Consider the following 26319-nt stretch of genomic DNA (forward strand, 5'->3'; position numbering starts at 1 on the left):
ATCAGCATGCCATTCTGTCTCCCGACTTCGGGCTCGCCCCGCCGATGTCCGGTCTGCCGATGTCCGGTCTGCTGAAAGGACGCTTTCCCGGGGGTCAGGGGGAACGGATGTCACCAGGCGACGGGGAGTTCCAGGGGGCCGAAGGTGCCCATGTGGGCGAAGGGGATCTCCTCGGCGGGCACGGCGAGCCGCAGGTGCGGAAGCCGTCGCAACAGGGTGGGCAACGCCGTCTGGAGGTCCACCCGGACCAGGCTCTGCCCCAGACACTGGTGCCGGCCATGCCCGAACGCCAGGTGGTGGGCGGCGGTACGGCCGAGGTCCAGCGTGTCCGCGGCGTCGAACACTCCGGCGTCCCGATTGGCAGCGGAGAGGCTGACGAACACCCCGTCACCCGCGCGCAGCAGCCGACCGCCGATCTCGACGTCTTCGGTGACGACGCGGGCGAAACCGGCGTCGGCCGCGGACAGGTATCGCAGCAGTTCCTCCACGGCTCCCGCCAGGAAGGCGGGGTCGTCCGTGTCCCGCACGCGGGCTCGTTGCACGGGATCGCCCAGCAGGGCGAGGACGCTGAGCCCGATCATGTTGGTGGTCGCCTCGTGCCCGGAGATCAGCAGCAGCAGGGCAAGGTCGACCAGTTCGTCGCGGGTGATGCTGCCGACGGCAAGCTGTTCGGTGACCAGCAGGCTGATGATGTCGTCCCCGGGCCGGCGTTGCTTGGCCGCCGTCAGTTCGCGCAGGAACCTGCGCATCTCCGTTCCGGCCTGTTCCACTTCCTCGGCCGAGGAGTGTGTGTCGAGCAGCGCGATGCTGTGCTGCTGGAAGAAGTCGTGTTCCTCGTAAGGAATGCCGAGCATCAGTGAGATCACCCGGGAGGGGAACGGGAGCGCGAACTCGGCCATCAGGTCGGCGGGTGACCCGTGGAGCGTCATCGTGTCGATGAGCTCGTCGGCCATCTCCTGGATCCGGGGTCGGAGTCGGGCCGTCCGCCGGGCTGAGAAGTCACGGGCCACCATGCTCCGCAGACGGGTGTGGTCCGGATCGTCCATCCGGTTGAAGGAAGCCCGTAGCGGTGTCATGACCTGCGAAGCCGGCGAGACCGTGGGCATGTCCGGCCGGGCTCCGTCGCTGCTGATGCGCGGGTCGGCGAGGACGGCGCGCACGTCCTCGTAGCGTGTTGCCACCCAGGCCTCGCGTCCGTTCCACAGTCTGACTCTGCGCAGACCCCCGGCTTGGTTCCAACCGACGTACGCGGCCGGCGGGTCGAACGGGCAGCCGGTGCGGGTGACCGGGTAGTGCGGGAGGTCAGCGTCGATGGTCACGAGACACCCTTCACGGGAACCGACAGGACGGAGGAGGCGCCGAAGTACTGCGCGCGGGTCCGCGCCGCCCAGCGGACGGCCGGGCCCATGGCCAGGGCGGACAGGAGGAACGCTCCACCGAGGACGAACCATCCGGGAGCCCCGTACCCGATGATCAGAGACGCCAGCAGGGCGGGAGCGATCATGACGGAAGCCGCGTAGCCGGTGAAGAAGAAGCCCTGGTACTGCCCCTGCTTCTCCGGCGGCGCCAGTTCGTGGCTCACCACCCAGGCCGCGGCGGACAGCACCATCTCGCCATAGACGTGGACCGCGCCGCCCAGGACGAGCAGTGCGCTCGCCGCGACGGTCGTTCCGGTGGACGAGAGCGCGAACAGCACGCACGACAGGAGAAGGACCACTCCGGAGCGCCGGAACGCCGCGACGGCCAGGGGCAGGCTGTCCACCTTCTTCGCGATGCGGACCTGGAACGACACCACGCTCGCGGTGTTGAGCAGGAACAGCAGGGTCACAAGCCACCGGGGAGCCGCCGTGTGACTGACGATCCACAGCGGAAGCACGATCTCCAGCAACACCGCGTACAGGGACAGCACCACGCTGATGAGTGTGATCAATGCGAACGGGCGATCCCGCAGAACGGCCAGCCGGGGCTCCCCGGGGGCGGCGGCAGGCGCCGGAGTCGTCGGCGGCAGGGTCATCAGCAGCAGCGCGGACACCACGAAGCTCAGTGCGTCGAGGACGATCACGACGCGGAAGGCGTTGTGGGTGCCTATCTGTAGCGCGATTCCCGCCAGCAGCGCGCCCACGGCGATTCCCATGTTGTTGACGGAACGCAGGTAGGCACGCGTGCGGACGAGATCCGCGCCTTGCAGCACGGCGGCGATCGTCGCCTGGAGAGCCGCTCGGCCGCCTCTTTCCAGCACGACGAACGCGCAGGCCACGAGCACGAACTGGACGAACGAGCCGATGAAGAGATAGCCGGCGACCGCGATCCCGTTGAGGGCCACCAGCGCAGCCGCTGTCCCCCGTGGGCCCCTGCGGTCCGCCAAGTGGCCGAGGGGCACTCCGGCCAGCAGTCCGGCCAGGCCCGCGATGGTCAGTCCGAGCCCGAGTCGTTCCGGGGAGAACCCTATGACTTTGGTGAAGTACAGGGCCGAGCAGGTCATGAAGGCGCCGTTGCCCATCGTCATGAACAACGTCGCCGACGTGAGGCTGCGAGCAGGTCCGGGGGCGGGGGCTATTCGTATAGACACGACGCCAGATCGTAGACGGAGGCGGGTAATTCTTGAGCCATTGCTCCAGCGCGCAGAAATGAACGAGGAGTTACCGGGAATCCCTAGACTGAGAGGCCTTCCGGCCTGTGCAGCCACGACAGGCTTTGCGTCGCGAGTGTCCAACCGCAGGGAGTGTCCTGGCCATGGCGTATCCGAAAATACAGCCGAGTGACGGCGTGCCTGCGCGTCCCTTTCTTCCTGGAATAGAACAAGCAGTTCTGGCGTACTGGGAGAGCGACAAGACCTTCTGGGAAAGCGTCAAGGCGCGCACGGCGGACGTGAACAGCGAAAAAGAGTTCGTCCTCCTCGACGGACCTCCGTTCGCGGACGGTCTGCCGCACTACGGGCATCTGTTGGCCGGCTACGCCAAGGACGCGACTGCGCGCTACCAGACGATGCGTGGGCGCCGCGTCCAACGCCGCTTCGGTTGGACCTGCCATGGTCTGCCTTCCGAGATGGAAGCCGAGAAGCAGCTGGGCATCTCTTCCAAGCTCGACATCGAGTCGCTGGGTGTGGCCGAATTCAACCGGGTCTGTCGCACTTCGGTGATGCGTCATACCGGCGAGTGGCGGGATTACGTCACTCGTCAGGCCCGGTGGGTGGACTTCGACGACGACTGCAAGACCATGGACCTGGAATACATGGAAAGCGTCATGTGGGCCTTCAAAACCCTGTGGGACAAGGGTTTGGTCTATCAGGGCCACTCGATATCCTGGTATTGCGGATCGTGTGAGACGCCGCTCTCGGACTCCGAGAGCGAGGGCACCATGGATCACAGGGACACCGGCCGAGAACGATCGGATCCTGAACTGACGGTGCGATTTCGGCTGGAGACAGGCGAGTTGGCGCTCGTCTGGACACGCGCTCCATGGACACTGCCGTCCACTCTGGCGATCGCCGTGCATCCCCAAGCCGAATACGTCACCGTGGAGCACGGCGGAGAGCGCTATGTGCTGGCCGCAAACCGGCTGTCGGACTACGCTCGCGAACTGGGCGAGAACCTCGCCGACCGGGTCGTGGCCACGGTCCTCGGCGAAGAGTTGGCGGGCCGTCGGTACACCCCTGTTTTCGGCTTCTTCGCCGACCAAGACCGCGCGCACCGGGTGCTCACGGCAACCCACGTCAGTACGGATGAAGGAACCGGTCTCGTGCCGGTCGCTCCCGCTTTCGGCGAAGAGGACAAGGCTGTCGCCGAAGCGGCCGGTATCGCCCTGGTACTCCCCGTCGACGCGGGGTGCAGGTTCACCGACGAAGTGCCTTCCTACACCGGGCAGTCGGTCCTCGACGCGAACCCGGCCGTCGTTCGGGATCTCACGGCCGCCGGCGCCGTGCTGCGCCATGAGACGTACCGTCACACCTGCCCGCACTGCTGGCGATGCGGGACCCCGCTGATCGAGCGGGCGCTGTCGTCCTGGTTCCTGGCACTCGACGGCATACGCCGCAGGATGCTCGAACTCAACCAGCGGATCACCTGGGCGCCGGAGCACATCCGCGACGGGCAGTTCGGCAAGTGGCTGGAGAACGTCCACGACTGGAACATCTCCCGGAACCGGTACTGGGGCGCCCCCATGCCCGTATGGGTGTCGGACGACCCGGCGTACCCGAGAACCGATGTCTACGGCTCGTTGGACGAACTGCGACGGGACTTCGGGGTGCACCTGACCGACCTGCACCGTCCTGCCATCGACGAGCTGACCCGGCCGAATCCCGACGACCCGACCGGGCGTTCCACGATGCGAAGGATCCCCGAAGTCCTGGACTGCTGGTTCGAGACGGGGTCCATGCCGTTCGCCCAGGTCCACTATCCGTTCGAGAACACGGAGTGGTTCGAGCGCCACAGCCCGTGCGACCTGGTTGTCGAGTACCAGTCCCAGACCCGCGGCTGGTTCTACTACATGCACATCCTGGCCACAGCACTGTTCGACCGTCCGGCGTTCCGCAACTGCTCGGTTCTCGGAGTGGTTCTGGGCACTGACGGTCACGCGATGTCCAAGTCGCGGAACAACTACCTGGACGTCGGTGAGATATTCGATCGCGACGGCTCGGACGCCATGCGCTGGTCCATGATCAGCTCGCCGCTGGTACGGGGCGGCGACCTCGTGGTGACCGACCGCGGCAGCCAGGACGCCCTGCGCCAGACCGTCCTGCCGTTGTGGAACGCTTGGTCTTTCCTCGCCTTGTATGCCGGGACTTCAGGCGTCGAGGGCCGTCGGCGAACCGATAGCCGGCACGTGCTGGACCGGTATCTGCTTGCCGCCACGCATGTTCTGGTGGCCGCTGCCACCAAAGCCATGGAAGCCCACAACCTGTCGGCTGCGTGCGCGGCGGTACGGGCGTACGTGGACATGCTCACCAACTGGTACATCCGCTGTTCGCGGTCCCGGTTCGCCTCCGGAGACTCCGCTGCGATCGACACGCTGCACACCGTGCTCGAAGTGCTCTGCCGCGTGATGGCACCGCTGCTCCCGATGATCAGCGAACACATATGGCGAGGGCTGACCGGCAACCGTTCGGTCCATCTGACCGACTGGCCGAATGCGTCGGAACTCCCCGCGGACGAGGCGCTGGTCACCGCGATGGAACGGGCGCGACAGATCGTGTCGACCGCCCTGTCCCTGCGCCGGGCGGACGGACTGCGAGTCCGGCTGCCGCTCGCCGAGCTGACCGTCGTCTCCGACGACAACGCCGCCCTGGAACCGCTCGCCGGACTGATCCGGGACCAGGCCAATGTGAAGGAGGTTGTGTTCGCCACCGATATCGCCCCCTACGGGCGGTCGAAGCTTTCGGTGAACGCACGGGCCTGTGGCCGTCGGCTCGGCAGCCGGACCCAGGAAGTGATCGAAGCCGTCGCGGCCGGCGCCTGGACCGAGGAGCCGGACGGCGGCATCACCGTCGCCGGGATTCCCATGCGGCCCGAAGAGACCGAGCGGCACATGGTCGCCGACGCTCCGGGGACCGCGGTACTGCCCGGCGACGCCGGCATCGTCGCGCTCGACACCCGGGTCACCGAGGAACTGGCCGCTGAGGGGATGGCCCGCGATCTGGTGAGGGTCGCGCAGCAGGCACGTCGGTCGGCGGGGCTGCAACTGCACGACCGGATCGAGTTGACCTTCGATGTCCCGGCCGACGTGGCGACCGCCGTCAGCCCGTATCAGGCGTTCATCGCGCGGGAGACGGTGGCCGACACGGTTCTCTACGGTCCCGCCGGAGCACAGGGGTTCACCGGCTCTGTCGGAGACGGTGTCGAGGTCAGGGCAACCGTGAGGGCCATGCCCTCCGGAAGGAGCGCCCGGTGACAGCGGTGGGGCAACGTCTCGAACGGCTGGTGTCCGCCCAGGCCGAACGCCGTCCCGACGACTGGGCCGTGGTGGACGGGGCCGAGCGGCTGAGCTTTGGCGATCTCGAGCGCCGCAGCAATCGTCTGGCCAACGCTCTTGTCGCCAGTGGTCTGCGACCCGAGGACCGGGTCTGCCTGCTGGTGCCGAAATCGCCCACGGCCGTCGTCGCCGTCCTCGGGGTCCTGAAAGCCGGCGGGGTCTGCGTTCCCCTCGATGCGGCGAGCCCGGTGCTCCGGCTGTCATCCGTGGTGCGACAGTGCGCACCATGTCGGCTGATCGTCGCTCCCGAGTGCGCCGGCCTCGCCGAACGGATCGCGGACACGGTCGGTTCACCTGCGCTCAGCGGCGTCTTCCGGCTCGGGGAGGAGGAATCCGCCGCAGACACGGCCCCCGCGCCGGTCGCTGCCGGTGACTGCGCCTATGTCCTGTTCACCTCCGGTTCCGCGGGCCGCCCGAAAGGCGTGCCCATCACCCACGGCAATGTGGCTCACTTCGTCACCTGGGCCAACCAGCACTTCGGACTACGGCCCGGCGACCGGATATCGTGCCAGTTGCCGCTGCACTTCGACGGCTCACTCTGGGATGTGTTCGGAGCGCTCTCCGCCGGAGCGGAACTGCATTTGGTCTCCGGGCGACGGAACCTGCTTCCCAGTACGGTGGCGGAGTTCATCAGGGAATCGCGGCTGACGCAATGGCTCACCGTGCCCTCGGTCATGACATCCATGGCCGGTCGGGATGTGGTGGCGCACGGAGACTTTCCCGACCTGCGAAGGGTGTTCTGGGGTGGGGACGTACTCTCGCTCCCTGTGCTGAGGCATTGGATGACCCGGCTGCCCCATGTCCAGTTCACCAATATGTACGGGCCGACCGAGACGACGATCGTGGCGAGCTTCCACACGCTGCGGACGGTTCCGGACGGGGCCGCGGCAGCCGTTCCGATCGGCCGGCCGGTGCCCGGCAAGCATTTCCAGGTACTGGACGGCGACCTGCGCCCTGCTCGGCCCGATGTCGTCGGTGACCTCCATATTTCCGGCGCTGGGCTCACACCGGCCTATTGGCGTGATCCCGAATTGACGGCGAGATCTTTCCTCGAGTGGCCGTCCGGGTCGGACAGACGCTGGTATCGGACCGGTGACCTGGCCAGTCAGGACAGCCAGGGAGTGTTCCACTTTCACGGACGTGCGGACCGCCAGATCAAATCGAGCGGTCACCGTATCGAGCTGGACGAAGTGGCGGCAGCACTGCACGACCTGCCCGGACTGATGGACTGCGCCGTGGTCAGCGTCCCGGCCCCCGGGGCCGAGGGAAACCGGATCTGTGCGGCCTATGTCGCGGCGCCCGGCACTCGGCCCAGTCCGGCACAGCTGCGCACCTCGCTGGCGGCGAAATTGCCGCAGTACATGGTTCCCTCGCAGTGGCGCGCATGCGATTCCCTTCCCGTGAACGCCAATGGAAAGACCGACCACTTGGCAGTTCAGCAGATTTTTCTCGACGAGAGGAGCGGGTGAAGCATGACTCAGTTTCCCGAACGCGAAGAAGTCGCCAGGATCATCCTGGAAAGACTGCGGGACAAGATGTTCCTGGACGGGGTGACAGCCGATACGAACCTTATCGAGTCCGGCCTGATCGATTCCGTCGGTTTCATTCGGATGTTCGTGGTCCTGGAAGAAGAGTTCGAGTTCGACGTCACGGCCCATGATCTGTCGTTGGACAACTTCCAGACAGTCCGCGACATCACCGAATTCGTGATCGGGAAACTACGCCAGGGCAGCGACAGCGAAGAACCGTCGAAAGCGGGTCAGGCATGACCGACTACCGGATCGCGAAATACACCTCGCAGGATCGGGATGCCGTCGTCGAATTCCAGCAGATGCTCTGGCAGGGCGGCCCCCAGGGAAACGCCTCGTATCTCGACTGGAAGTTCAAGGACAACCCCTACCTGGACGACCGATACGTCACGTTGGCATGGGACGGACACGAACTCGTCGGCATGCTGGGCGTCTTCGGATCGTCGTGGCATGTGGACGGCCACGGCAAAGTCATGTTGCCGTGTCTCGCCGATACGGTGGTGGCTCCCGCACACCGGGGTGGACCTCTGTTCCGGCAGATGCTGGACCGGCTCATTCACCGACTGCGCGCCGACGGCATACCGTGGCTGCTCGACTTCGGCGACCAGCCTGCCGGGCCCGCGATGCTGATGAGCGGCTGGACGGCGATCGGACCCTGGCCGGTCGCCGGCGCCGAACGCGACGTGCCCCTGATGACCCAGGAGACGTGGAAAGGCCTGGCAGCCCGCCAGGGCTCCCGGTCAGGGGCGACGATCAGGCCCGTCGCCGGCAGCACCCCCGAGATGCCGGCGCTGGCCTCGAAAATCCCTGCTCTCGGCAGTGTCCGGGTGGTCCGTGACGAGGAGTACTTCCGTTGGCGGGGCTCCAACCCACTGGCACGGTACTTCCACCTGGTGGCAGACGCGGACGAGACCGTCGGCTACCTGATCGCTCATCGCACGGCGGTGGACACCGATGACGGTCCCACCCCGACCACCATCGTGGAATGCGAGGCCGTCGACGACGATGTCTGGCGCGACCTGATCGAGGCGGCTCTGGCCACGATGCCGGGAAAGGTGGTGACGATGTGGTTGCGCGACCTGCCCCCTTCCCGCGCACACAGCATCGACTCGCTCGGACTTTCGCCGACCGAACCGAGCGGGCGGCTGAGCCAGGACATCCATTTGCCGAAACTCGTCATGCGCTCCACCGGCGCCCTCGACGGCCGCTCCTCACCACTCGCCACTCTCGACTCCCCGTCGGTATGGGACATGCGAGGCGTCTCCGGTCGTGGCTGGCGATGAATCGAACAGCCACGACCGGGCCGGAGCGTGTCTGAGGATGATCTCGCTCAGCCCAGGAAACTGACCCGCACCTGGCGGTCGGGGTTGTCCTTGTTGGTGTCCACCAGGCACACCGACTGCCAGGTGCCCAGTTCCAGTCTCCCGTCGAGAACCGGCAGGGTCGCGTGGGGTGGCACGAAGGCCGGGAGGACGTGGTCGCGGCCGTGGCCGGGGCTGCCGTGGCGGTGCTGCCAGCGGTCGTCGGCGGGCAGGAGCGTGTGCAGGGCGGCGAGCAGGTCGTCGTCACTGCCGGCGCCGGTCTCGATGACCGCGATGCCGGCCGTGGCGTGCGGGACGAAGACGTTCAGGAGGCCGTTGCGGCCGGCGGCCTCTTCGCGCAGGAACGCCTCACAGTCGCCGGTGATGTCGACGACCCTCTCCCGGGAACCGGAGGCGATGTGCAGAACTCGGGTGGTGAACGCAGCTGACATGCTCCCATCCTGACGTTCCGGAGTCCGATCTGCGAGACGCCCGTTGACCGTGGGCATGCAGGCTGACTACGTTCGGCCGCATGTTGCGTTCAGCCCTGCTCACCACGCGCGGTCACATCGACCTGCTGCGGGTGGCCTCCGCCGCGTGTCGTCGCGGCCGCTGACGTCTTCCAGGCTTCCGCACTTCCGCACCTCCAGGCTTCCTGGCTCTGGCTTCGTCTCTCGCCTCACTTCACCCTCGTCGATTGAGCCGATCGTGACGTGGCGGCGCTGACGCGCGCCCACCCCACCGCTCCCCTCCGTTCCGTGGAGCCCCCATGAGCATCAGCCACGCCCCACCCGAGCCCTCCGAGGTGGACATTTCCTCTGCATCTGCAGACTCTGCGGTATCTGCGGTATCTGCAGCCGAGGGTTCCGTCTCTCTCACCGCCATCGTGCCCCGATCCTCCCGCCGCGCCCGCGTCCCCCGCTGGCTGCGCCGTACCACCGGGCCGGTTCTGCTCCTTGCGCTGTGGCAACTCCTCAGCGCCACCGGCGCGTTGGCCTCCGACGTCCTCGCCTCGCCCGGCCGGATCGCCCAGGTCGCCGGTGATCTCGTCTCCGACGGGTCCCTGCCCTCGGCCATGGGCACCTCGCTCCAGCGCGTGGCCGCCGGGCTGCTCCTGGGCACCGTCATCGGCACCGGACTCGCCCTGGTGTCGGGGCTGTTCCGGATCGGGGAGGACCTCGTCGACGCCCCGGTGCAGATGCTGCGGACCGTGCCGTTCGTCGGGCTCATCCCGCTGTTCATCATCTGGTTCGGCATCGGCGAGACCCCGAAGATCGCCATCATCACGCTCGGGGTCACCTTCCCGCTCTACCTCAACGTCTACGCCGGCATCCGGGGCGTGGACGCGCAGTTGATCGAGGCCGGGGAGTCGCTCGGGCTGTCGCGCTGGGGACTCGTGCGGCACGTGGTCCTGCCGGGTGCGCTGCCCGGCGCGCTGACCGGCCTGCGCTACTCGCTCGGCATCGCCTGGCTCGCGCTGGTCTTCGCCGAACAGATCAACGCCGACTCCGGCATCGGCTTCCTGATGGTGCAGGCGCGGGACTTCCTGCGCACCGACGTGATCGTGGTCTGCCTCATCGTCTACGCCTTCCTCGGCCTGCTCGCCGACTTCGTCGTCCGTTCCCTCGAAAGGCTGCTGCTGCAATGGCGACCGACGTTCACCGGCCGTTGAGCCCCCGGGCGGCGCAGACGCCGCAGGCGGTCCACGTCGCGGGGCTGACCCGCTCCTTCGACGGGCGTGCCGTCATCGACGACCTCCGGCTCGACATCCGGCCGGGCGAGTTCGTCGCCCTGCTGGGCCGCAGCGGCTGCGGCAAGTCCACGCTGCTGCGCATCCTCGCCGGGCTCGACCGTGACATCGCGGGCACCGTGCTGGTGCCGCGCCGCAAGGCCGTCGCGTTCCAGGCGCCGCGGCTGATGCCGTGGAAGAAGGTGTGGCGCAACGTGCTCCTCGGACTGCCGGGCCGGCCCGAACGCCCCGTCGCCGACAAGGCCCTGGAGGAGGTGGGGCTCGGACATCGCTCCGACGCCTGGCCGAAGACCCTCTCCGGCGGCGAGGCGCAGCGCGCTTCCCTGGCCAGGGCGCTGGTGCGGGAACCCGATCTGCTGCTGCTCGACGAACCTTTCGGTGCGCTCGACGCGCTCACCCGTATCAACGCGCAGCGTCTGGTCGGGGAGTTGTGGCAGCGCCGCGGCTGCGCCGTGCTCCTGGTCACGCACGACGTCGAGGAGGCCGTGCTGCTCGCCGACCGGGTGCTGGTGATGGACGACGGTGTCATCGCCCACGAGCAGGAGATCGACCTCGATCGCCCGCGCGACATCGCCGATCCTCGCTTCGCGGAACTGCGTGCCGGACTGCTGCGCCGCCTCGGCGTGGACCCGGCCACCGCCGAAGCCGCCTGAGCGTCGCCTGCCGCCACCACCATCGACCAACTCCGGCCGCCTCCCACCACCCCCACACTCCACCTCCCCTCCCGAACGGACCCCCCATGCGACGACGTCCGCTCCCCGCGGCCCTGCTCCTTCCCCTCGCCCTGTTGCTCACCGCCTGCGGCGGGAACGCGTCCGCCGGCACGGGCGCGGGCGGTGACACCGACGGCAAGGGGTCTCTCACTCTCAACGTCGGAGACCAGAAGGGTGGTTCCGAGGCCGTGCTGCGCGCCGCGGGCGAGCTGAAGAACCTCGACTACAAGATCAAGTGGTCCACGTTCACCTCCGGACCGCGGCTTCTGGAGGCGGTCAACGCCCAGGCGATCGACATCGGCGGCGTCGGGAACACCCCGCCCGTCTTCGCGGCCGGCGCCGGCTCGAAGATCACGGTCGTGTCCGCCTTCCACGGCACGTCCAAGGGCGACGCCGTCCTCGTACCCGATGATTCCGAGTTGACGAAGCCCGAGCAGCTCAAGGGCAGATCCATCGCCGTGGCGCAGGGCTCCTCCGCGCATTACCAACTGGTGGCCTCCCTCGAAGCGGCCGGACTGAGTCTGAGCGATGTGAAGGTCAAGTACCTCCAGCCGGCCGACGCGCTCGCCGCGTTCACGTCGGGCAAGGTCGACGCGTGGGCGGTGTGGGACCCGTACACCTCGCAGGTGCTGCAGGCGAAGCAGGGCCGGGTGCTGACCACCGGTGACGGTGTCACCAACGGCCTCACCTTCCAGGTGGCGGCCCCGGCCGCGCTCGATGACGCCGGGAAGGCCGCCGCCATCGAGGACTACCTGGAGCGACTGCGGCGCGCGACGGCCTGGGTGTACGACCACCAGGAGGAGTGGGCCGAGGTGTGGGCGAAGGAGACCGGGCTGCCGTACGAGGTGGCGCTGGCCTCGGTGCGGCGGACGAACTCCACCCGGATCTCGGTCGCGATCGACAAGCCGCTGATCGCTTCCGAGCAGCGGATCGCCGACACGTTCACCGAGCTGAAGCTCATCCCGCGCAAGGTGGACTTCGCTGCGTTCGTGGACCCGCGCTACAACGGCGATCTGCCGCCCTCGACCACGCCCGCGCGCGTGTCCTCGTAGTCACAGCGGACGCGGGAAGATCCACGCCCACCGTTCCGTTGGTAGAAGCGTGAACAACTTGCGTGAGGTCGAGGTGGTCGTCATAGGCGCAGGTCAGGCAGGTCTGGCCGGCGCCTATCACCTGCGCCGCACCGGTTTCGAGCCGGAGCGCGATTTCGTGGTGCTCGACCACGCTCCGGCCCCTGGAGGCGCCTGGCAGTTCCGGTGGCCCTCGCTGACGTACGGCAAGGTGCACGGGATGCATGCGCTGCCCGGCATGGAGCTGACCGGCGCGGATCCCGAACGGCCGTCGTCCGAGGTCATCGCCGAGTACTTCGACGCCTACGAACGCGCCTTCGACCTGCGGGTGCGGCGGCCGGTCGACGTGACGGCCGTCCGGGAGGGCGCCGGTGGGCGGCTGCTCGTCGAGACCTCCGACGGAACATGGTCGGCGCGGGCCCTGATCAACGCCACCGGCACCTGGGACCGGCCGTTCTGGCCGCGTTATCCCGGCCAGGAGACCTTCCGCGGGCGGCAGCTGCACACCGCGCAGTACCCGGGTCCCGAGGCGTTCGCCGGGCTGCGGGTGATCGTGGTGGGCGGTGGGGCGTCCGGCACCCAGCATCTGCTGGAGATCGCGCCGTACGCGGCCGACACCGCCTGGGTGACCCGACGGCCTCCCGTCTTCCGCGAGGGGCCCTTCGACGAATCCGTGGGCCGGGCGGCGGTCGCCCTCGTGGAGGAGCGGGTGCGGCAGGGGCTGCCGCCCAAGAGCGTCGTGTCCGTGACCGGGCTGCCGCTCAACGACGCGATCCGGCAGGGGCTGGCCGACGGGGTGCTGGACCGGCTGCCCATGTTCGACCGGATCACCGAGGACGGCGTGGAGTGGAACGACGGGCGGCGGTTCGCCGCCGACGTCATCCTGTGGGCGACCGGCTTCCGGGCCGCCGTCGACCATCTCGCGCCGCTGCGGCTGCGCGAGCCGGGCGGCGGGATCCGGATCGACGGCACGCGCGCGGTCGCCGATCCGCGTGTCCACCTCGTCGGCTACGGGCCGTCGGCCAGCACCATCGGCGCCAACCGGGCCGGACGCGCGGCCGTACGGGACATCAGGCGGCTGCTCGCGGAAGACTCCGTCGCCGTCGCCTGACGCACCCGCCGAGTCAGCCGGCCGCCGCCGACGTGCTCTTCGCGCCCTTCGTGCCCGCCGAGCTGCTCGGGCTCTTGGGGGCCGCCTGCTGGTTCCGGTTGAACTCGGCGACGTTGCGCCGGTGCTCCGCATAGCTCGCCGTGAAGCGCGTGTCGCCCGGCCGGACCGTGACGAAGTACAGCCAGTCGCCCGGGGTGGGGCTGATGGCGGCGCGCAGCGCCTCCTCGCCGGGGTTGTCGATCGGCGTCGGCGGCAGGCCCATGCGCTGGTAGGAGTTGTAGGGGCTCTCGATGCGGGTGTCGCTCTCCGTGGTGTTCAGCGTGGAGCGGTTCAGCGCGTAGTTGATGGTGGAGTCCAGCTGCAACGGCATCCCGCGCTCCAGGCGGTTGAACACGACCCTGGCCACCTTGCCCATGTCCGCCTTGGTGGCGGCCTCGGCCTGGACGAGGCTGGCGATGGTGACCGCCTGATAGACGTTCATCGCGTTGCGCTGGGCGCCCGCCGCGATCGGCGCCTTGTTGAACTTCTTGTTCGCCGTGTCGACCATGTACGACAGCAGCGTCCGCGGGGTCGCCTTCTCCAGCGGGTACGTCGCCGGGAAGAGGTAGCCCTCCGGGTTGCCGTCGGCGTCGTTCGGCAGCTTCAGACCGGCCGTCGGCAACGCTTTGGCGGTCGTGCCGGGCGGTAGTTCGAGCGCCTTGTCGACGGCCGCGTAGACCTGGCTCGCCCGCCAGCCTTCCGGGATGACCAGGGACGTGGGCTTCGCCTGCTCCTTCTTCGGGCTCTCCGGGCTCTCCGGGCTCAGCAACGGCACCGCCACGGCGGTGCCGGCCACGACGGCTCCGGTCGCGATGAGGACGAGACGGCCCCGGCGCGTCAGTCGAATCGTGCCCCTCGGGCCCCTCGGGCTCCGTGGCGGAGTGTTGATCTGCATGCGGGCACGGTAACCCCCATAGCGTCACAAACCCGACATAACTTGCCATACTTTCATCTTGTCGGCTCCAGGCGGGCGTCTCGTCGCACCAGGGCCGCGTATCGCCCGTTCCGCTCCAACAGCTCTTCGTGCGTGCCCCGTTCGGCCACGTGACCGGAGTCGAGCACCAGGATCTGGTCGGCCCCCCGAATGGTGGACAGGCGGTGGGCGATGGTGAGCGTGGTGCGGTTGGCCGAGAGCGCGTCGATGGCCTCCTGGACCGCCCGTTCCGTGCGGGTGTCCAGGGCGCTGGTCGCCTCGTCGAGGATCAGCACCGGTGGGTCGCGCAGGATGGTGCGGGCGATGGCCAGCCGCTGCTTCTCACCGCCCGAGAAGCGGTGACCGCGCTCGCCGACGACCGTGTCGTAGCCGTCGGGCAGGGCGGCGATGTGGTCGTGGATCTGTGCGGCCCTCGCCGCCGTGTGCAGCTCCTCGTCGGTGGCGTCCGGCTTGGCGAAGCGCAGGTTGTCGGCGACCGTGGCATGGAAGAGATACGTCTCCTGCGAGACGACGCCGATCCCGCGCGCGAGGGTGTCGAAGTCGAGATCGCGGACGTCGATGCCGTCGAGGGTGACCCGACCGCCCGTCACGTCGTACAGGCGCGGCACCAGATAGCCCAGCGTGGACTTGCCCGCGCCGGTCGGCCCGACCACGGCGAGACTGCCGCCGGCGGGGACGGTGACGTCGATGCCGTCGAGCACGGGCCCGCCCTTGTCCTCGTACCGGAAGCCGACGTCCTCGAAGCGGACCTCGCCCTTGATCTGGTCGAGGTGGACCGGGTTCTCGCGCTCGGTGATGTCGATGGGGAGGTCGAGGTACTCGAAGATGCGCTGGAAGAGCGCGAGCGACGTCTGGATCTGCACCCCGGTCGACAGCAGGCTGACGGCGGGGCGGAACAGGCCCTGCTGGAGCGAGACGAACGCGACGATCGTGCCGAGGGAGACATCGGGGCCGCCGAGCTGGAGGGTCACGCCTGCGGTCCAGTAGATGAAGGCCGGCATCGCGGACATGACGATCCCGATCACGGCCATGCGCCAGCGGCCGGCCATGTTCGATCTCACTTCGAGGTCGACCAGTTGCTCGGACTCCTCCGAGAAGGCCCGCGTGAGGGAGTCGGAGCGGCCCATGGTGCGGCCGAGCAGGATGCCGCTGACCGACAGGGACTCGGTGACCGTGGCCGCCATCGCGGCCATCTGTTTCTGACGCTGCGTGGTGATCTTCTTGCGTTCGTTGCCGACCCGGCGGCTGATCCAGACGAAGACCGGCAGCAGGAGCAGGGAGACGACCGTCAGCCGCCAGTCGAGGGCGACCATCGCGATGATCGTGGCGACCACGCTGGTGAAGTTGGAGACCAGGGAGGTGGCGGTGGAGGTGACGGTGGCCTGCATGCCGCCGATGTCGTTGGCGATGCGGGACTGCACCTCGCCGGTACGCGTGCGCGTGAAGAAGGCGAGGGACATGCGCTGCAGGCGGTCGTAGACGGCCGTGCGCAGATCGTGCATGACGCGCTGGCCGACCGTGGTGGAGATCAGGGTCTGCAGGACGCCGAAGACGCCGCCGAGGACGGCGCTGAGGATCATGCCGAGGGCGAGGAGGCTCAGCAGGCCGGTGCGCCCCTCGGGGATGGCGACGTCCAGCGTCTCCTTCAGCAGGAACGGGGTGGCCACCGCGACCAGGGACGAGGCGGCGACCAGCAGGCCGACGACCGCGAGCCGGGCACGGTAGGGCTTGAAGAGCGTGAGGATGCGGCGCACCTGCCGGGGTTCGTCGGTCGAGGTGCCGGGCGAGGGGGTCCAGTCGATGTTGTCGCGGGGCATGGCTCCTACGGAGTGTGAGACGGTGAGGACTGACGGAGCATAGCTCATTGTTACCTATACTCACAATGAACGGCATCCTGATATTGTTCCCACATGACCACCCCCGATTCCGACAGCCTGCTCGCCGAGCAGCTGCTGCAGCTCACGCGCCGGGTGCACCGCATCCAGAAGCGCCATCTGCAACAGAGCGGGCTCGGTGTCACGCCGGCTCAGGCGCGGCTGCTGCGCACCCTGGCGCACTGCGAGGCGCCGCCGCGCATGGCCGATCTCGCCGAGCGCCTGGAGGTGGTGCCCCGGGCCGTGACGACGCTGGTCGACGGGCTGGAGGCGAGCGGCAAGGTGCGGCGGATGCCGGACCCCACCAACCGGCGGGTGATACGGATCGAGCTCACCGAGACCGGCCGCGCGGCCCTTCGGGAGCTGCGGGGCGCGCGGGTGTCCGCCGCGGAGGAGATTCTGGATCCGCTGACGGACCTGGAGCGCCGGGTGCTCGGCGGGTTGCTGAACGCGCTGATGGGCGGGCCGTCGGAGGGTGAGCGACAGCCCCAGGAGGAGCAGGGGCGGACCTGCTGAACGTGAGAACGGGCCGTGGCCGCCCCTCCGTGCTGCGGGAGGGGCGGCCACGGCCCGTCGTGTCGACGCCGGCCGTCAACTGCGGTCAGCGGCGGTTTCCTTGGTGAGCCGATCGGGAACCGCAGCCTCCGCGTCGAGCGCGGCCGCGGCCGCGGCCTGAGGCTCCTCCTCCGCGTCGGCGACGGCGACCGCCTCGCCGTCCAGGACCTTTCTGGCCCGTTCCAGGTCCAGCGCGCCCTCCCAGCGGGAGACGGCGAAGACCGCCACGCAGTTGCCGAGGAGGTTGGTGACGACGCGCATCGAGTCCATGATCCGGTCCACGCCCAGCAGCAGGGCCACCGCGCCGGCCGGGATGGCCCCCAGCGAGGAGGCGGTCGCGGACAGGGCGAGGAAGGCCGAGCCGGGGATGCCGGCCATGCCCTTGCTGGTGAGCATGAGCACCAGGATCACGGTGACCTGCTGGCCGAGGCTGAGGTCCACGCCCACGGCCTGGGCGATGAACAGGGTGCCGATGGAAAGGTAGAGCGAGGCGCCGTCGAGGTTGAAGGAGTAGCCCGTGGGCAGCACCAGGCCCACGGCGTCGTCGCGGGCTCCGGCCCTGCGCAGCTTCAGCATCACGCGTGGCATGACGGACTCGGTGGAGGCGGTGCCCAGCGCGAGCAGCATCTCCTCGCGGATGTAGCGCAGGAACTTCCACAGGCTCAGCCCGGTGACCAGCCGCAGCGCGAGGCCGAGCAGCGCGACGAACAGGGCCGCCGCCGCGTAGCACAGGGCGATCAGCTTGCCGTAGGTCTCGATCACGCCGAGGCCGTAGTTGCCGATCAGGACGGCCATGGCGCCGAACACCGCGATCGGCGCCAGCCGCATGACGAAGCCGACGATCGCGAAGATGATCTCCTGGGCCTGCTCGATGGCCGGCAGCACCTTCGGCACCTTGGTGTGGCCGAGATGCAGCAGCGCGGCGCCCACCAGACAGGCCAGGATGAGCACCTGGAGCAGCGAGTTCTCCGCGAAGGCGCCGACGAAACTGGTGGGGAGCGCGTTCACGATGAACTCGGTCGTCGTGGGCAGCGAACCGCCGCCCGTCTTCGCGTCGACCGCCGAGGTGTCGAGCGTGGCCGGGTCGACGTTCATCCCGGCGCCGGGCTGGACGATGTTGGCGGCGAGGAGCCCGATGAGCAGGGCGAGCGTGCTCGCGACCTCGAACCAGATCAGGGCCTTGAGCCCGATCCGGCCGAAGGCCTTCAGGTCACCGGCCTTGGCGATGCCGACGACGACCACGCAGAACACCAGCGGCGAGATGATCGTCTTGATGAGCCGGGTGAAGCCGTCGCCGAGCGGCTGGAGGTCCGTGGCGACGTCGGGCCACAGCTTTCCGACGAGGATGCCGAGGACGAGCGCGCAGGCGACCTGCGCGAAGAGTGAGGTACGCAGTATGCGTGCGACGCGTCGCGACGGGGACGGGGCGGACGGCGGCACGGGCACTCCTTGGGGGGACGGTGGAACACAGCAGCCGGGGACTGGACTTCTGCGATACGGAAAGTCGCTTCCGTGGCGATCACTTTGAAGGCGCCGTTGATCGCGCACGAGACTTCCGCGTTTCCGCCGTGTAAATCCCCCCGTGGAGTGACGTGGAGTGACTCAGCACACGGACATAGGACTCAGCAGCCGCTGAGGTCCTCGGTCAGCACCCCCTGAACCGTGGTCAGTCGGCGGTCGTGGCAGCCGTCCGAGCCGTACAGCCGGTAGCGCTCGCTCGTGGTGCCGACGGCATGGCGCTGATCCCGGGGCACGTTGAGGGTGAAGGTGGCGTCGCCCGTGTAGGTGTCGTCGAGCATCGACCAGGACGTCCGGCGGCCGTGCCGGGTCGTCACGGCGTCGGCCCGGTCGCCGAGGGTCAGGACGGTGCGCCGCCGGTCGTCCGCGCCGACGGTGGTGGTCCCGTTCATCGTGTAGACGCGGTCGACCCGGGTGGCGCGGCCGTCGACGGCGACCGTCTCGGCGTCCGCCCAACGGGCGTCCAGGCCGTCCGTGTTCTCGCCGTCGGTCCAGCGGTGCGTCGAGGCCGTGGCCAGGGTGCGGGTGACGGCGGTCGTGACCCGGCCGTGCGAGGTGTCGACGTACCCGGCGACGGCCAGTCGGTGCCCGCCCTCGGAGTCGACGCGGTGTTCCGTGCCGGGCGTGTACGTCGAGGAGTTGACGAGTTCACCGGCTTCGTGGCGGGTCAGCTTCCCGGTGACCCGGGCGCGGTGGGCGTCCTGCCAGACGAGGACGTTCACGGGCGCGCTCCAGCCGCTCTGCCCCTCGGGCACGCCGACGACGGAGACCTCGATCCGGTGCGGGCGGCCGTCGTTGAGGATCCCGGCGAAGGGGGTCAGGTCGTATTCGATCGGCTTGACGTCGAAGGCGCGCGGGCCCGGGACGACATACCAGAGGAACGGGTTGGACCAGCCGCCGGTCCAGACGTTCGGGAACGGCGCGGCGATGCCGGCGAGTCGCCCGTCGACCTTGATCTGCACCTCGCGGTACGGGCCGTCGTCGGCCTGGCAGGAGTACGGGGCGGAGTCGGGCACGCTGAGGTACCAGTACTCCTCGCAGCCGCCGCCCGAGCCGGTGGCGTACACCTCGGCGAGGATGCGCTCGCTGTTGCGGGGTGTGGTGAGGGTGTTGTCCGCGCCGAGCGTGAGGACGCGGTCCGGGATCGCGACCGGGGTTGCGGCCGCGGTCGCGGCTGGGGCCGTGGCCGGATTCGCGCCAGGTTTCCCGACGGGCTTCCCAACGGGCTTTCCGGCGTAGAACGTCAACGTGACCTTGACGTCGAGTACGCCCGTGTACGTGTCGTCGACGACGTTCCCGATGAGCATCTCGACGTCCTGGCCACGGCGGAGGGTGTCGGTGTAGCGCGTGACGTCCTTCTCGACGGACCACTCGATGCCGTCGGGCGACGGCTGCGGCGTCGAGGTGCGGAATATCTCGACGCCGCCGACGTGCAGATAGCCGAGCCGGTCGAACTGCCGCCCCTTGACCCTGCCGTCGAGCCGCAGCACCACCTTGCTCCAGCGGTCCCCGCAGTCGTCCGGCGGGGTGTACGTGCCCCGGTAGGGGGTGAAGTCCCGGAACTGTGCCTCGGCGACGGTCACTTCGCAGGACTTCCCCGCAGGCCGGTCCACGGGTGGGGCCGCGGTCACCGGATCGTGCCAGTCGGCGCCGAATTCGGCGGGGACCGCCTGCGCCGTGCCGCTGCCGAGGACGGTGCCCGCCAGGAGGATCGCTCCGGTGAGCATGGACATGATGATCCGACTTCTCATGGCCGGTGTTCTACGGGGAGTCGCCCCCTCCCCGCAATGACGCGGCTTCCGGATCCCGTCGCCGCCATGGAAAACCGGTTGATTTTGACCACCCTGCGACGCGAACCTTGCACGGTTTGTTGCCGCTCCCCCGCCCTGCCCTGCCCTTCCGTTTTCCCCTTCCCCCTTCCCCTTCTTCACTGACTCGAGCCACTGGGACGTCATGCAGATCCAAGACCTTCCGTACCCCGACCCGGGTGTGCCGGACGTACGCTCAGGGCGCCACTTCCTGTGGTGGCTCGGCCGCAACCAGTCGGGCGGCCAGTTCAAGGCCCTGGCCTGGGGGCTGCTGCACTTCGTCGCCGTCTCCGCGCAGCCGTTCTGCGTGGGTTTCGCCATCGAGGCCGTCGTGGACCGCTCCGGTACCCGGCTCGCCCTCACCGGCGGCGTGATGGCCCTGTGCGGCGCCGCCACCGCAATCGGGGACACCTTCCTCCACCGGGCCGCCGTCACCAACTGGATCACCGCTGCCGCCCGGGTCCAGCAACTGCTCGCCCGCAAGGCCTCCCAGCTCGGCTCGGCGCTGACCCGGCGGGTCGCCGCCGGCGAGGTCGTGGCCGTCTCCACCGGCGACGTGGAGAAGATCGGCTGGTTCGTGGAGGCCGTGTCCCGCTTCACCGCCGCGGCCCTCACGATCGTGCTGGTCTGCGTGGGCCTGGTCGTCTACCAGCCGGCGCTCGGCATCGTCGTCGCCCTGGGCCTGCCCGCCCTCGCGCTGTCGGTGCTGCCCCTGCTGCCACGGGCGACACGACGGGCCGACTTCCAGCGCGAGAAGGCCGGACGCGCCACCGAACTCGCCTCCGACACCGTGGCCGGCCTGCGGGTGCTGCGCGGGATCGGCGGCGAGGAACTGTTCCTCGACCGCTACCGCAGCGCCTCGCAGGAGGTCCGGCACGCGGCCGTGCGCAGCGCGCGCATGTGGTCCCTGATCAGCGCCATCCAGGTGCTGCTGCCGGGCCTGCTGCTGATCGCGGTCGTCTGCTACGGCGTCCATCTGGCCCGCGAGGGACGCATCACCGTGGGCGAACTGGTCACGGTCTACAGCTCCGTCATGGTCATGACCTATCCCCTCAGGCACTTCGAGGAGATCGCGATGGCCTACTCCTTCTCCCGTCCCTCGGCCAAACGGGCCGCCGGCGTGCTGTCCCTGGAGCGCGCCACCGACATCGGCGGATCGCGCGCGGCGGATGCTCCCTCGGGCGACCTGTACGACCCCGCCACCGGCCTGCTCGCGTCGGCCGCCCGGCTCACCGCCGTGGTGTGCGGCGACCCGGACGCGGCCGGACGGCTGGCGGAGCGGCTGGGCGGACACCCCCCGGAGGACGGCCCGTCGGTCCTGCTCGGCGGCGTCCCGCTGGACGAACTGCCGCTGGACTCCGCCCGCGCGGCGGTCCTCGTCCAGGACAAGGACCCGGTGCTGCTCTCCGGTTCCCTGCGCGATCTGCTCGACGTGCCCGCCTCGGGCGCGGTCGACGCGGACGCGGCGCTGGCCGCCGCCCAGTGCGGGGACGTCCTCGATGCGCTCGTCCAGGGCTCGTTGGACGCCGACGACCCGATGGACGCCCGCATCACCGAACGCGGCCGGTCCCTGTCCGGCGGCCAGCGGCAACGGCTCGCGCTGGCCCGCTCCCTGTACACGGACCCCGAGGTCCTCGTGCTGGACGAACCCACCTCGGCCGTCGACTCGCACACCGAGGCACGGATCGCCGAGGGCCTGCGGCAGTTGAGGGACGGGCGCACGACGGTCGTGTTCACCTCGTCCCCGCTGCTGCTGGACCGGGCCGACCGGGTCGTGCTCGTGCACGAGGGCGAGGCCGTGGCGGTCGGCGCGCACCGCGAACTCCTGCACTCCGAGCCCCGGTACCGGGCCGTGGTGACCAGGGAGACCGAGGAGGAGGCCGAAGAGCGTTCTCTGAGCGGTGTGTTGAAGGACCTGAAAGAGCCGCGACTGGACGAGATCGCGCACGAAGAGATCGCACGCGAAGAGATCGAGGAGACGGCATGATCGGCGTGGCGCCACCCGCGTACGACCCGGCGGCACCGAAGACGGCGAACACCCTGCCCGTCGGCGCCCCGGCGACCGTACGCGCCTACGTGGCCGAACTCCTGCGCAGGCACCGCCGCGCCTTCCTGCTCCTCCTCCTCGTCAACACGATCGCCGTGGTCGCCTCGATGGTGGGCCCCTGGCTGCTCGGCGACCTCGTGGAACGGCTGTCGGACGGAGCGCGCGAGCTCCACCTCGAACTGACCGCCACGCTGTTCGTCGTCGCCCTGGTCTTCCAGGCCGCCTTCGTACGGCAGGTGCGGCTGCGCGGCGCGATGCTCGGCGAGCGGATGCTGGCCGACCTGCGCGAGGACTTCCTCGTCCGGTCGGTGCGGCTGCCGCCGGGCGTGCTGGAGCGGGCCGGGACGGGCGATCTGCTGTCCCGCATCACCACGGACATCGACCGGCTGGCCAACGCGATGCGGGAGGCCGTGCCCCAGCTGACGATCGGCGTGATGTGGGCCGCGCTGCTGCTCGGCGGGCTCGTCGTCACGGCGCCGCCGCTGGCGCCGGCCGTGCTCGTCGCGGTGCCGCTGCTGGTGGTCGGCTGCCGCTGGTACTTCAAGCGGGCCCCGGCCGGCTACCGCTCGGAGGCCGCCGGCTACGCCGCCGTGGCCGCCGCCCTCGCCGAGACCGTGGACGCCGGCCACACCGTCGAGGCCCATCGCCTGGGCGAGCGTCGCATCGCGATCTCGGAGCAGCGCATCCAGCAGTGGACCGCCTGGGAGCGCTACACGCTGTGGCTGCGCTCGGTGCTGTTCCCGGTGATCAACATGGTGCACGTCACGGTGCTCGCTTCCGTGCTCATGCTCGGCGGGGCGTTCGTGCTGCAGGGCTGGATCGGGGTCGGGCAGCTGACGACGGGCGCGCTCCTGGCGCAGATGCTCGTCGACCCCGTGAACCTCATCCTGCGCTGGTACGACGAGCTGCAGGTGGCCCAGGTGTCGCTGGCCCGGCTGGTCGGAGTGCGCGACATCGAGCCGGACAGCGGGGAGCCCGGGCTGGCGCCGGACGGGCGCGACGTGCACGCCGACCAGGTCCACTTCGGCTACCGCGAGGGCGTCGACGTGCTGCGCGAGGTGTCGCTCGACGTCTCCCCCGGGACCAGGCTGGCCCTGGTCGGCCCCTCCGGCGCGGGCAAGTCCACGCTGGGCCGGCTGCTCGCGGGGATCTACGCGCCCCGCGACGGCCGGATCACCCTCGGCGGCGCCGAGCTGTCGCGGATGACCGCCGAACGGGTCCGCTCCCATGTGGCGCTCGTCAACCAGGAGCACCACGTCTTCGTCGGCTCCCTGCGCGACAACCTCCGGCTCGCCCGCACGGGCGCGCAGGACGCCGAGCTGTGGGCGGCGCTGGGCGCGGTCGACGCGGAGGCCTGGGCGCGGGCGCTCGCCGAGGGCCTCGACACCGAGGTCGGCTCCGGCGGCGTCACGCTCACCCCTGCACAGGCCCAGCAGATCGCGCTGGCCCGCCTGGTGCTGGCCGACCCGCACACGCTCGTCCTGGACGAGGCGACCTCGCTGCTCGACCCGCGTGCCGCGCGCCACCTCGAACGCTCCCTCGCCCGTGTCCTGGACGGCCGCACCGTCGTCGCCATCGCGCACCGGCTGCACACCGCTCATGACGCCGACGTCATCGCCGTCGTCGAAAACGGTCGCATCAGCGAGCTGGGCAGCCACGCCGAGCTCGTCGCTGCGGACGGTGCGTACGCGGCGCTCTGGCGGTCGTGGCACGGGTGAGACGGGGTGTACACGGCGCGCTGGCGGTCGTGGCACAGGTGAGGAGGAAAGCGGTGGTCGGGGGGAGCCGGGGCCGGTGAGCGGCGTGCCGGCCCATGCGCCCGCGCCGGTGTCACGACCGATGCCGGCGCGGGTGCCGATGCGGGTGCCGCAGCCGAGGCCAGTGCCACGACCGGTGCCCGCGCGGGTACCGCAGCCGACGCCGGTGCCACGACCGCTGCCCGCGCGGGTACCGCAGCCGACGCCGGTGCCACGACCGGTGCCCGCGCGGGTACCGCAGCCGACGCCGGTGCCACGACCGGTGCCGGTGCGGGTACCGCAGCCGACGCCGGTGTCACGACCGGTGCCGGTGCGGGTGCCGCAGCCGAGGCCGGTGCGGTTGCGGGACCTGCTGCCTGCGCTTTCGGTGGGACCGCCGTCGGCAGCACGGTCCGCGCCGGGAGCCGGGCAGGCGCCCGTGCCCGCGCCGCTCCCCGCGCCCGGCGCGACGCAGAGGGCGGTGCGGGCGGCCTGAGGTCGCGGTGCCGCCGCCCTGGGCCAGGCGGCCCGAAGCGGACTCCGTGCGTCCTCTGGCGTTGCGCGGTACCGAAGCGGGGTGGAACGCTGGAAGGCGGCACCCGCGCGGGAGACCGTCGGAATCCATCCGGAACACGCCGCGCCCGGCCGGTGCCCCGTGCGGCGGCACCCCACCGCCGACCGCGGGGAGAACCGGCCGGTCACCCACTGGAGGTAGCCGTGAACAGCGCCGACGGATGGGGAGACGACGTCTACCAGCCCGACTCGTCCGACATCCAGGAGGACACGGGACTGCTCGACGCGGAGGACACTCTCGACAACGACGGTGTCGGGGACCCCCTCGACCGCGGCTGGTCCCCACCGGACCGCCCCTGGGCCGTGGAACACGCCGGGGTGACCGCCGCGGAGCGCCGGCAGGGGGAGAGCCTGGACCAGCGGCTCGCCGAGGAGGTGCCGGATCTCGACGTGCCCGACGGCGACGGCATCGGCGACTGCGACGGCACCGACGGGGAACTCCTCGACAACGAGGTCGGCGCCGCTCGCTCCGGCCGGCTCGTGGCGCCCGACGAAGGCGTCCACGAGGACGACGAGAGCGCGCTGATCGCCACGGACGTGGGCATCGACGGCGCGGCCGCCTCCGCCGAGGAGGCCGCGATGCACATCGTCGACGAGGACGCCCTGTCCGGTTGACCCCCCGGTGGCCGACCCGACCGTCCCCGGCCCGTCGCCACCACCTCCACCGCACGAGGAGTGCTCATGCAGCAGGACAAGCAGCCCGACTACCACCCGGTCGTCTTCCGCGACCGCACGGCCGGCTACGCCTTCCTGACCCGGTCCACCGCGACCAGCGACCGGACGATCGAATGGGACGACGGCGAGACCTACCCGGTCGTGGACGTGGAGATCTCCTCGGAGAGCCACCCCTTCTACACGGGCACGGCGCGCACCGTGGACACGGAGGGCCGCGTCGCCCGCTTCGAGCGGCGGTACGGCGACGGCGGGGCCATGACCTGAACCGGCGCGATGCGCGCCGGCCGTCAGATGTAGTTGAGGGCGGCTGCCCCGCCCACTCCCCCGAGCAGCATGAACACGGGCATCAGCACCTTGAGCTCGACCCAGCTGCCCGCGCGGAACCGGATCGCCTTGGGCGGACCGATCGGGTACCAGCGCTTGCGCCCGATCGGGATGGGCCACAGGACCGGGCAGCCCGAGACGGTCAGCGAGTCCCCGATGTCGTGCACCAGGGCGCCCAGCACCACGGGCAGCCCCAGCCACAGGTACTCCTGGCCGGGCTCGGTGAACAGCCAGTCCGAGCCGTTGCCGGCCTGGTCCAGGACACCGGCGAGGATCCAGGCGCTGGTCGCGGCGAGCAGCCATACGAGCACGTCGCTGCTGGAGCCGCGGGCCGCCCGCCACAGCAGGCCTTCGATCGCCAGCACCATGTGCACGAAGAGGATCACCAGCACCGCCCAGCGGCCACCGGTGATCGCCAGCGCCGAGGTGCCCCCGCCGATCATGACCGCCCACAGCCAGGTGTGGGTGAGCGTGCGGTGCCCTCCGGAGCGGCGCGGGTCGCCCTGCTTCTTCGTGGCCTTGTAGACGGCGTAGGAGAGCTTGTCGACGATCTCGCACAGCCAGCGCGAGAGGGGGCCGAAGGCCCGGGAGATGGTGGCGGCCTTGTGGTCGAGATCCGGGGCGAGCGCGGCCCCGGCGCAGATCAGCGCACCGACGAGCAGAACCGGCCAGGGCATGGTGTGCCCGGCCGCGGCGGCCGCCGCACCGACCCCGAGCCAGGCGGCGGCCCCCGACAGTGAGTGTGCTGGTCCCATCATGGCCGTTGCCCGCCCTATTCCTCGTGTGCCGCTGTCC

Annotated in this window: 22 protein-coding genes; 14 read left to right on the forward strand and 8 right to left on the reverse strand. The window is 69.9% G+C overall.

Going from position 1 to position 26319, the window contains the following annotated elements; genetic code table 11:
- Positions 1-110: 110 nt before the first annotated feature.
- Positions 111-1319, reverse strand: coding sequence for a cytochrome P450 (locus ACWCPF_RS25380; RefSeq protein WP_451047377.1), 1209 nt, complete (start codon positions 1317-1319; stop codon positions 111-113).
- Positions 1316-2569, reverse strand: coding sequence for an MFS transporter (locus tag ACWCPF_RS25385; RefSeq protein WP_451047378.1), 1254 nt, complete (start codon positions 2567-2569; stop codon positions 1316-1318). The genes ACWCPF_RS25380 and ACWCPF_RS25385 overlap by 4 nt, the downstream gene beginning before the upstream one ends.
- Positions 2570-2733: 164 nt before the next feature.
- On the opposite strand from ACWCPF_RS25385, the gene ileS reads away from it, so the two are divergent.
- Genes ileS through ACWCPF_RS25405 form a run of 4 tightly spaced genes read left to right on the forward strand, consistent with a single transcriptional unit; the run spans position 2734 to position 8779 of the window.
- Positions 2734-5886 carry an isoleucine--tRNA ligase gene (gene ileS / locus ACWCPF_RS25390; protein WP_451047379.1) on the forward strand — a complete coding sequence of 1051 codons (3153 nt, stop codon included), beginning with the start codon at positions 2734-2736 and terminating at the stop codon, positions 5884-5886.
- Positions 5883-7436: an amino acid adenylation domain-containing protein gene (locus tag ACWCPF_RS25395; RefSeq protein WP_451047380.1), complete on the forward strand. Its 1554-nt coding sequence runs from the start codon at positions 5883-5885 to the stop codon at positions 7434-7436. Before ileS ends, ACWCPF_RS25395 begins: the two co-directional genes overlap by 4 nt.
- 3 nt (positions 7437-7439) lie before the next feature.
- Positions 7440-7736 (forward strand): acyl carrier protein, encoded by a 297-nt coding sequence (locus ACWCPF_RS25400; RefSeq protein ID WP_451047381.1) that lies wholly within the window; start codon positions 7440-7442, stop codon positions 7734-7736.
- A complete protein-coding gene (locus ACWCPF_RS25405) occupies positions 7733-8779 on the forward strand; it encodes a GNAT family N-acetyltransferase (RefSeq protein ID WP_451047382.1) in 1047 nt (348 codons plus the stop codon). Before ACWCPF_RS25400 ends, ACWCPF_RS25405 begins: the two co-directional genes overlap by 4 nt.
- A 47-nt stretch (positions 8780-8826) precedes the next feature.
- On the opposite strand, the gene ACWCPF_RS25410 is transcribed toward ACWCPF_RS25405, so the two are convergent.
- Positions 8827-9249, reverse strand: coding sequence for a secondary thiamine-phosphate synthase enzyme YjbQ (locus tag ACWCPF_RS25410; protein WP_351916358.1), 423 nt, complete (start codon positions 9247-9249; stop codon positions 8827-8829).
- Positions 9250-9329: 80 nt separating this feature from the next.
- Here ACWCPF_RS25410 and ACWCPF_RS25415 point away from each other — a divergent pair, with 80 nt between their 5' ends.
- The 5 genes from ACWCPF_RS25415 (at position 9330) to ACWCPF_RS25435 (ending at position 13441) form a co-directional block, all read left to right on the forward strand.
- On the forward strand, positions 9330-9413 hold the full coding sequence (locus ACWCPF_RS25415; RefSeq protein WP_313884353.1) for a putative leader peptide: 84 nt from the start codon (positions 9330-9332) through the stop codon (positions 9411-9413).
- Positions 9414-9566: 153 nt separating this feature from the next.
- Entirely contained in the window at positions 9567-10469 is a 903-nt protein-coding gene (locus ACWCPF_RS25420) for an ABC transporter permease (RefSeq protein WP_451047383.1), read from the forward strand.
- Complete coding sequence (locus ACWCPF_RS25425) at positions 10442-11200, forward strand: ABC transporter ATP-binding protein (RefSeq protein ID WP_451047384.1); 759 nt, start codon at positions 10442-10444, stop codon at positions 11198-11200. The genes ACWCPF_RS25420 and ACWCPF_RS25425 overlap by 28 nt, the downstream gene beginning before the upstream one ends.
- Positions 11201-11286: 86 nt before the next feature.
- Positions 11287-12312, forward strand: coding sequence for an ABC transporter substrate-binding protein (locus tag ACWCPF_RS25430; protein ID WP_451047385.1), 1026 nt, complete (start codon positions 11287-11289; stop codon positions 12310-12312).
- Positions 12313-12361: 49 nt separating this feature from the next.
- Entirely contained in the window at positions 12362-13441 is a 1080-nt protein-coding gene (locus ACWCPF_RS25435; protein ID WP_451047386.1) for an NAD(P)-binding domain-containing protein, read from the forward strand.
- Between the two features lie 13 nt (positions 13442-13454).
- Here ACWCPF_RS25435 and mltG read toward each other — a convergent pair whose 3' ends face one another.
- Positions 13455-14375 (reverse strand): endolytic transglycosylase MltG, encoded by a 921-nt coding sequence (mltG, locus tag ACWCPF_RS25440; RefSeq protein WP_451047387.1) that lies wholly within the window; start codon positions 14373-14375, stop codon positions 13455-13457.
- A gap of 53 nt (positions 14376-14428) precedes the next feature.
- The gene (locus ACWCPF_RS25445) at positions 14429-16231 is read right to left on the reverse strand and encodes an ABC transporter ATP-binding protein (protein ID WP_451047388.1); all 1803 of its coding nucleotides are present in this window, start codon (positions 16229-16231) and stop codon (positions 14429-14431) included.
- A gap of 93 nt (positions 16232-16324) precedes the next feature.
- Between ACWCPF_RS25445 and ACWCPF_RS25450 the strand changes: the two genes are divergently transcribed.
- Positions 16325-16804 (forward strand): MarR family winged helix-turn-helix transcriptional regulator, encoded by a 480-nt coding sequence (locus ACWCPF_RS25450; protein ID WP_451047389.1) that lies wholly within the window; start codon positions 16325-16327, stop codon positions 16802-16804.
- Positions 16805-16879: 75 nt separating this feature from the next.
- Here ACWCPF_RS25450 and ACWCPF_RS25455 read toward each other — a convergent pair whose 3' ends face one another.
- Positions 16880-18283: a cation:dicarboxylate symporter family transporter gene (locus ACWCPF_RS25455; RefSeq protein WP_451047390.1), complete on the reverse strand. Its 1404-nt coding sequence runs from the start codon at positions 18281-18283 to the stop codon at positions 16880-16882.
- Positions 18284-18465: 182 nt separating this feature from the next.
- Positions 18466-20112 carry a peptide-N4-asparagine amidase gene (locus ACWCPF_RS25460; RefSeq protein WP_451047391.1) on the reverse strand — a complete coding sequence of 549 codons (1647 nt, stop codon included), beginning with the start codon at positions 20110-20112 and terminating at the stop codon, positions 18466-18468.
- Between the two features lie 202 nt (positions 20113-20314).
- Here ACWCPF_RS25460 and ACWCPF_RS25465 point away from each other — a divergent pair, with 202 nt between their 5' ends.
- The 4 genes from ACWCPF_RS25465 to ACWCPF_RS25480 all read left to right on the forward strand — a co-directional run bounded on the left by ACWCPF_RS25465 (position 20315) and on the right by ACWCPF_RS25480 (position 25464).
- Positions 20315-22156 (forward strand): ABC transporter ATP-binding protein, encoded by a 1842-nt coding sequence (locus ACWCPF_RS25465; protein WP_451047392.1) that lies wholly within the window; start codon positions 20315-20317, stop codon positions 22154-22156.
- Entirely contained in the window at positions 22153-23934 is a 1782-nt protein-coding gene (locus ACWCPF_RS25470; protein ID WP_451047393.1) for an ABC transporter ATP-binding protein, read from the forward strand. The genes ACWCPF_RS25465 and ACWCPF_RS25470 overlap by 4 nt, the downstream gene beginning before the upstream one ends.
- 735 nt (positions 23935-24669) lie before the next feature.
- Positions 24670-25140 carry a DUF5709 domain-containing protein gene (locus ACWCPF_RS25475; protein ID WP_451047394.1) on the forward strand — a complete coding sequence of 157 codons (471 nt, stop codon included), beginning with the start codon at positions 24670-24672 and terminating at the stop codon, positions 25138-25140.
- 66 nt (positions 25141-25206) lie between these two features.
- Positions 25207-25464: a type B 50S ribosomal protein L31 gene (locus ACWCPF_RS25480; protein WP_451047395.1), complete on the forward strand. Its 258-nt coding sequence runs from the start codon at positions 25207-25209 to the stop codon at positions 25462-25464.
- Between the two features lie 23 nt (positions 25465-25487).
- Here ACWCPF_RS25480 and ACWCPF_RS25485 read toward each other — a convergent pair whose 3' ends face one another.
- Positions 25488-26282, reverse strand: a complete 795-nt coding sequence (locus tag ACWCPF_RS25485; protein WP_451047396.1) for a metal-dependent hydrolase — start codon at positions 26280-26282, stop codon at positions 25488-25490.
- Between the last annotated feature and the right edge of the window lie 37 nt (positions 26283-26319).

This window comes from Streptomyces sp. NPDC001858 (assembly GCF_053594615.1).

What these genes read in the sequence shown, in the direction of transcription:
- ACWCPF_RS25430 (WP_451047385.1), top strand. Translation starts at nt 11,287, where the DNA reads ATGCGACGACGTCCGCTCCCCGCGGCCCTGCTCCTTCCCCTCGCCCTG.
- ACWCPF_RS25400 (WP_451047381.1), top strand. Translation starts at nt 7,440, where the DNA reads ATGACTCAGTTTCCCGAACGCGAAGAAGTCGCCAGGATCATCCTGGAA.
- ACWCPF_RS25410 (WP_351916358.1), bottom strand. Translation starts at nt 9,249, where the DNA reads ATGTCAGCTGCGTTCACCACCCGAGTTCTGCACATCGCCTCCGGTTCC.
- ACWCPF_RS25460 (WP_451047391.1), bottom strand. Translation starts at nt 20,112, where the DNA reads ATGAGAAGTCGGATCATCATGTCCATGCTCACCGGAGCGATCCTCCTG.
- ACWCPF_RS25485 (WP_451047396.1), bottom strand. Translation starts at nt 26,282, where the DNA reads ATGATGGGACCAGCACACTCACTGTCGGGGGCCGCCGCCTGGCTCGGG.
- ACWCPF_RS25425 (WP_451047384.1), top strand. Translation starts at nt 10,442, where the DNA reads ATGGCGACCGACGTTCACCGGCCGTTGAGCCCCCGGGCGGCGCAGACG.
- ACWCPF_RS25445 (WP_451047388.1), bottom strand. Translation starts at nt 16,231, where the DNA reads ATGCCCCGCGACAACATCGACTGGACCCCCTCGCCCGGCACCTCGACC.
- ACWCPF_RS25420 (WP_451047383.1), top strand. Translation starts at nt 9,567, where the DNA reads ATGAGCATCAGCCACGCCCCACCCGAGCCCTCCGAGGTGGACATTTCC.
- ACWCPF_RS25465 (WP_451047392.1), top strand. Translation starts at nt 20,315, where the DNA reads ATGCAGATCCAAGACCTTCCGTACCCCGACCCGGGTGTGCCGGACGTA.
- mltG (WP_451047387.1), bottom strand. Translation starts at nt 14,375, where the DNA reads ATGCAGATCAACACTCCGCCACGGAGCCCGAGGGGCCCGAGGGGCACG.
- ACWCPF_RS25415 (WP_313884353.1), top strand. Translation starts at nt 9,330, where the DNA reads ATGTTGCGTTCAGCCCTGCTCACCACGCGCGGTCACATCGACCTGCTG.
- ACWCPF_RS25480 (WP_451047395.1), top strand. Translation starts at nt 25,207, where the DNA reads ATGCAGCAGGACAAGCAGCCCGACTACCACCCGGTCGTCTTCCGCGAC.
- ACWCPF_RS25450 (WP_451047389.1), top strand. Translation starts at nt 16,325, where the DNA reads ATGACCACCCCCGATTCCGACAGCCTGCTCGCCGAGCAGCTGCTGCAG.
- ACWCPF_RS25405 (WP_451047382.1), top strand. Translation starts at nt 7,733, where the DNA reads ATGACCGACTACCGGATCGCGAAATACACCTCGCAGGATCGGGATGCC.
- ileS (WP_451047379.1), top strand. Translation starts at nt 2,734, where the DNA reads ATGGCGTATCCGAAAATACAGCCGAGTGACGGCGTGCCTGCGCGTCCC.
- ACWCPF_RS25470 (WP_451047393.1), top strand. Translation starts at nt 22,153, where the DNA reads ATGATCGGCGTGGCGCCACCCGCGTACGACCCGGCGGCACCGAAGACG.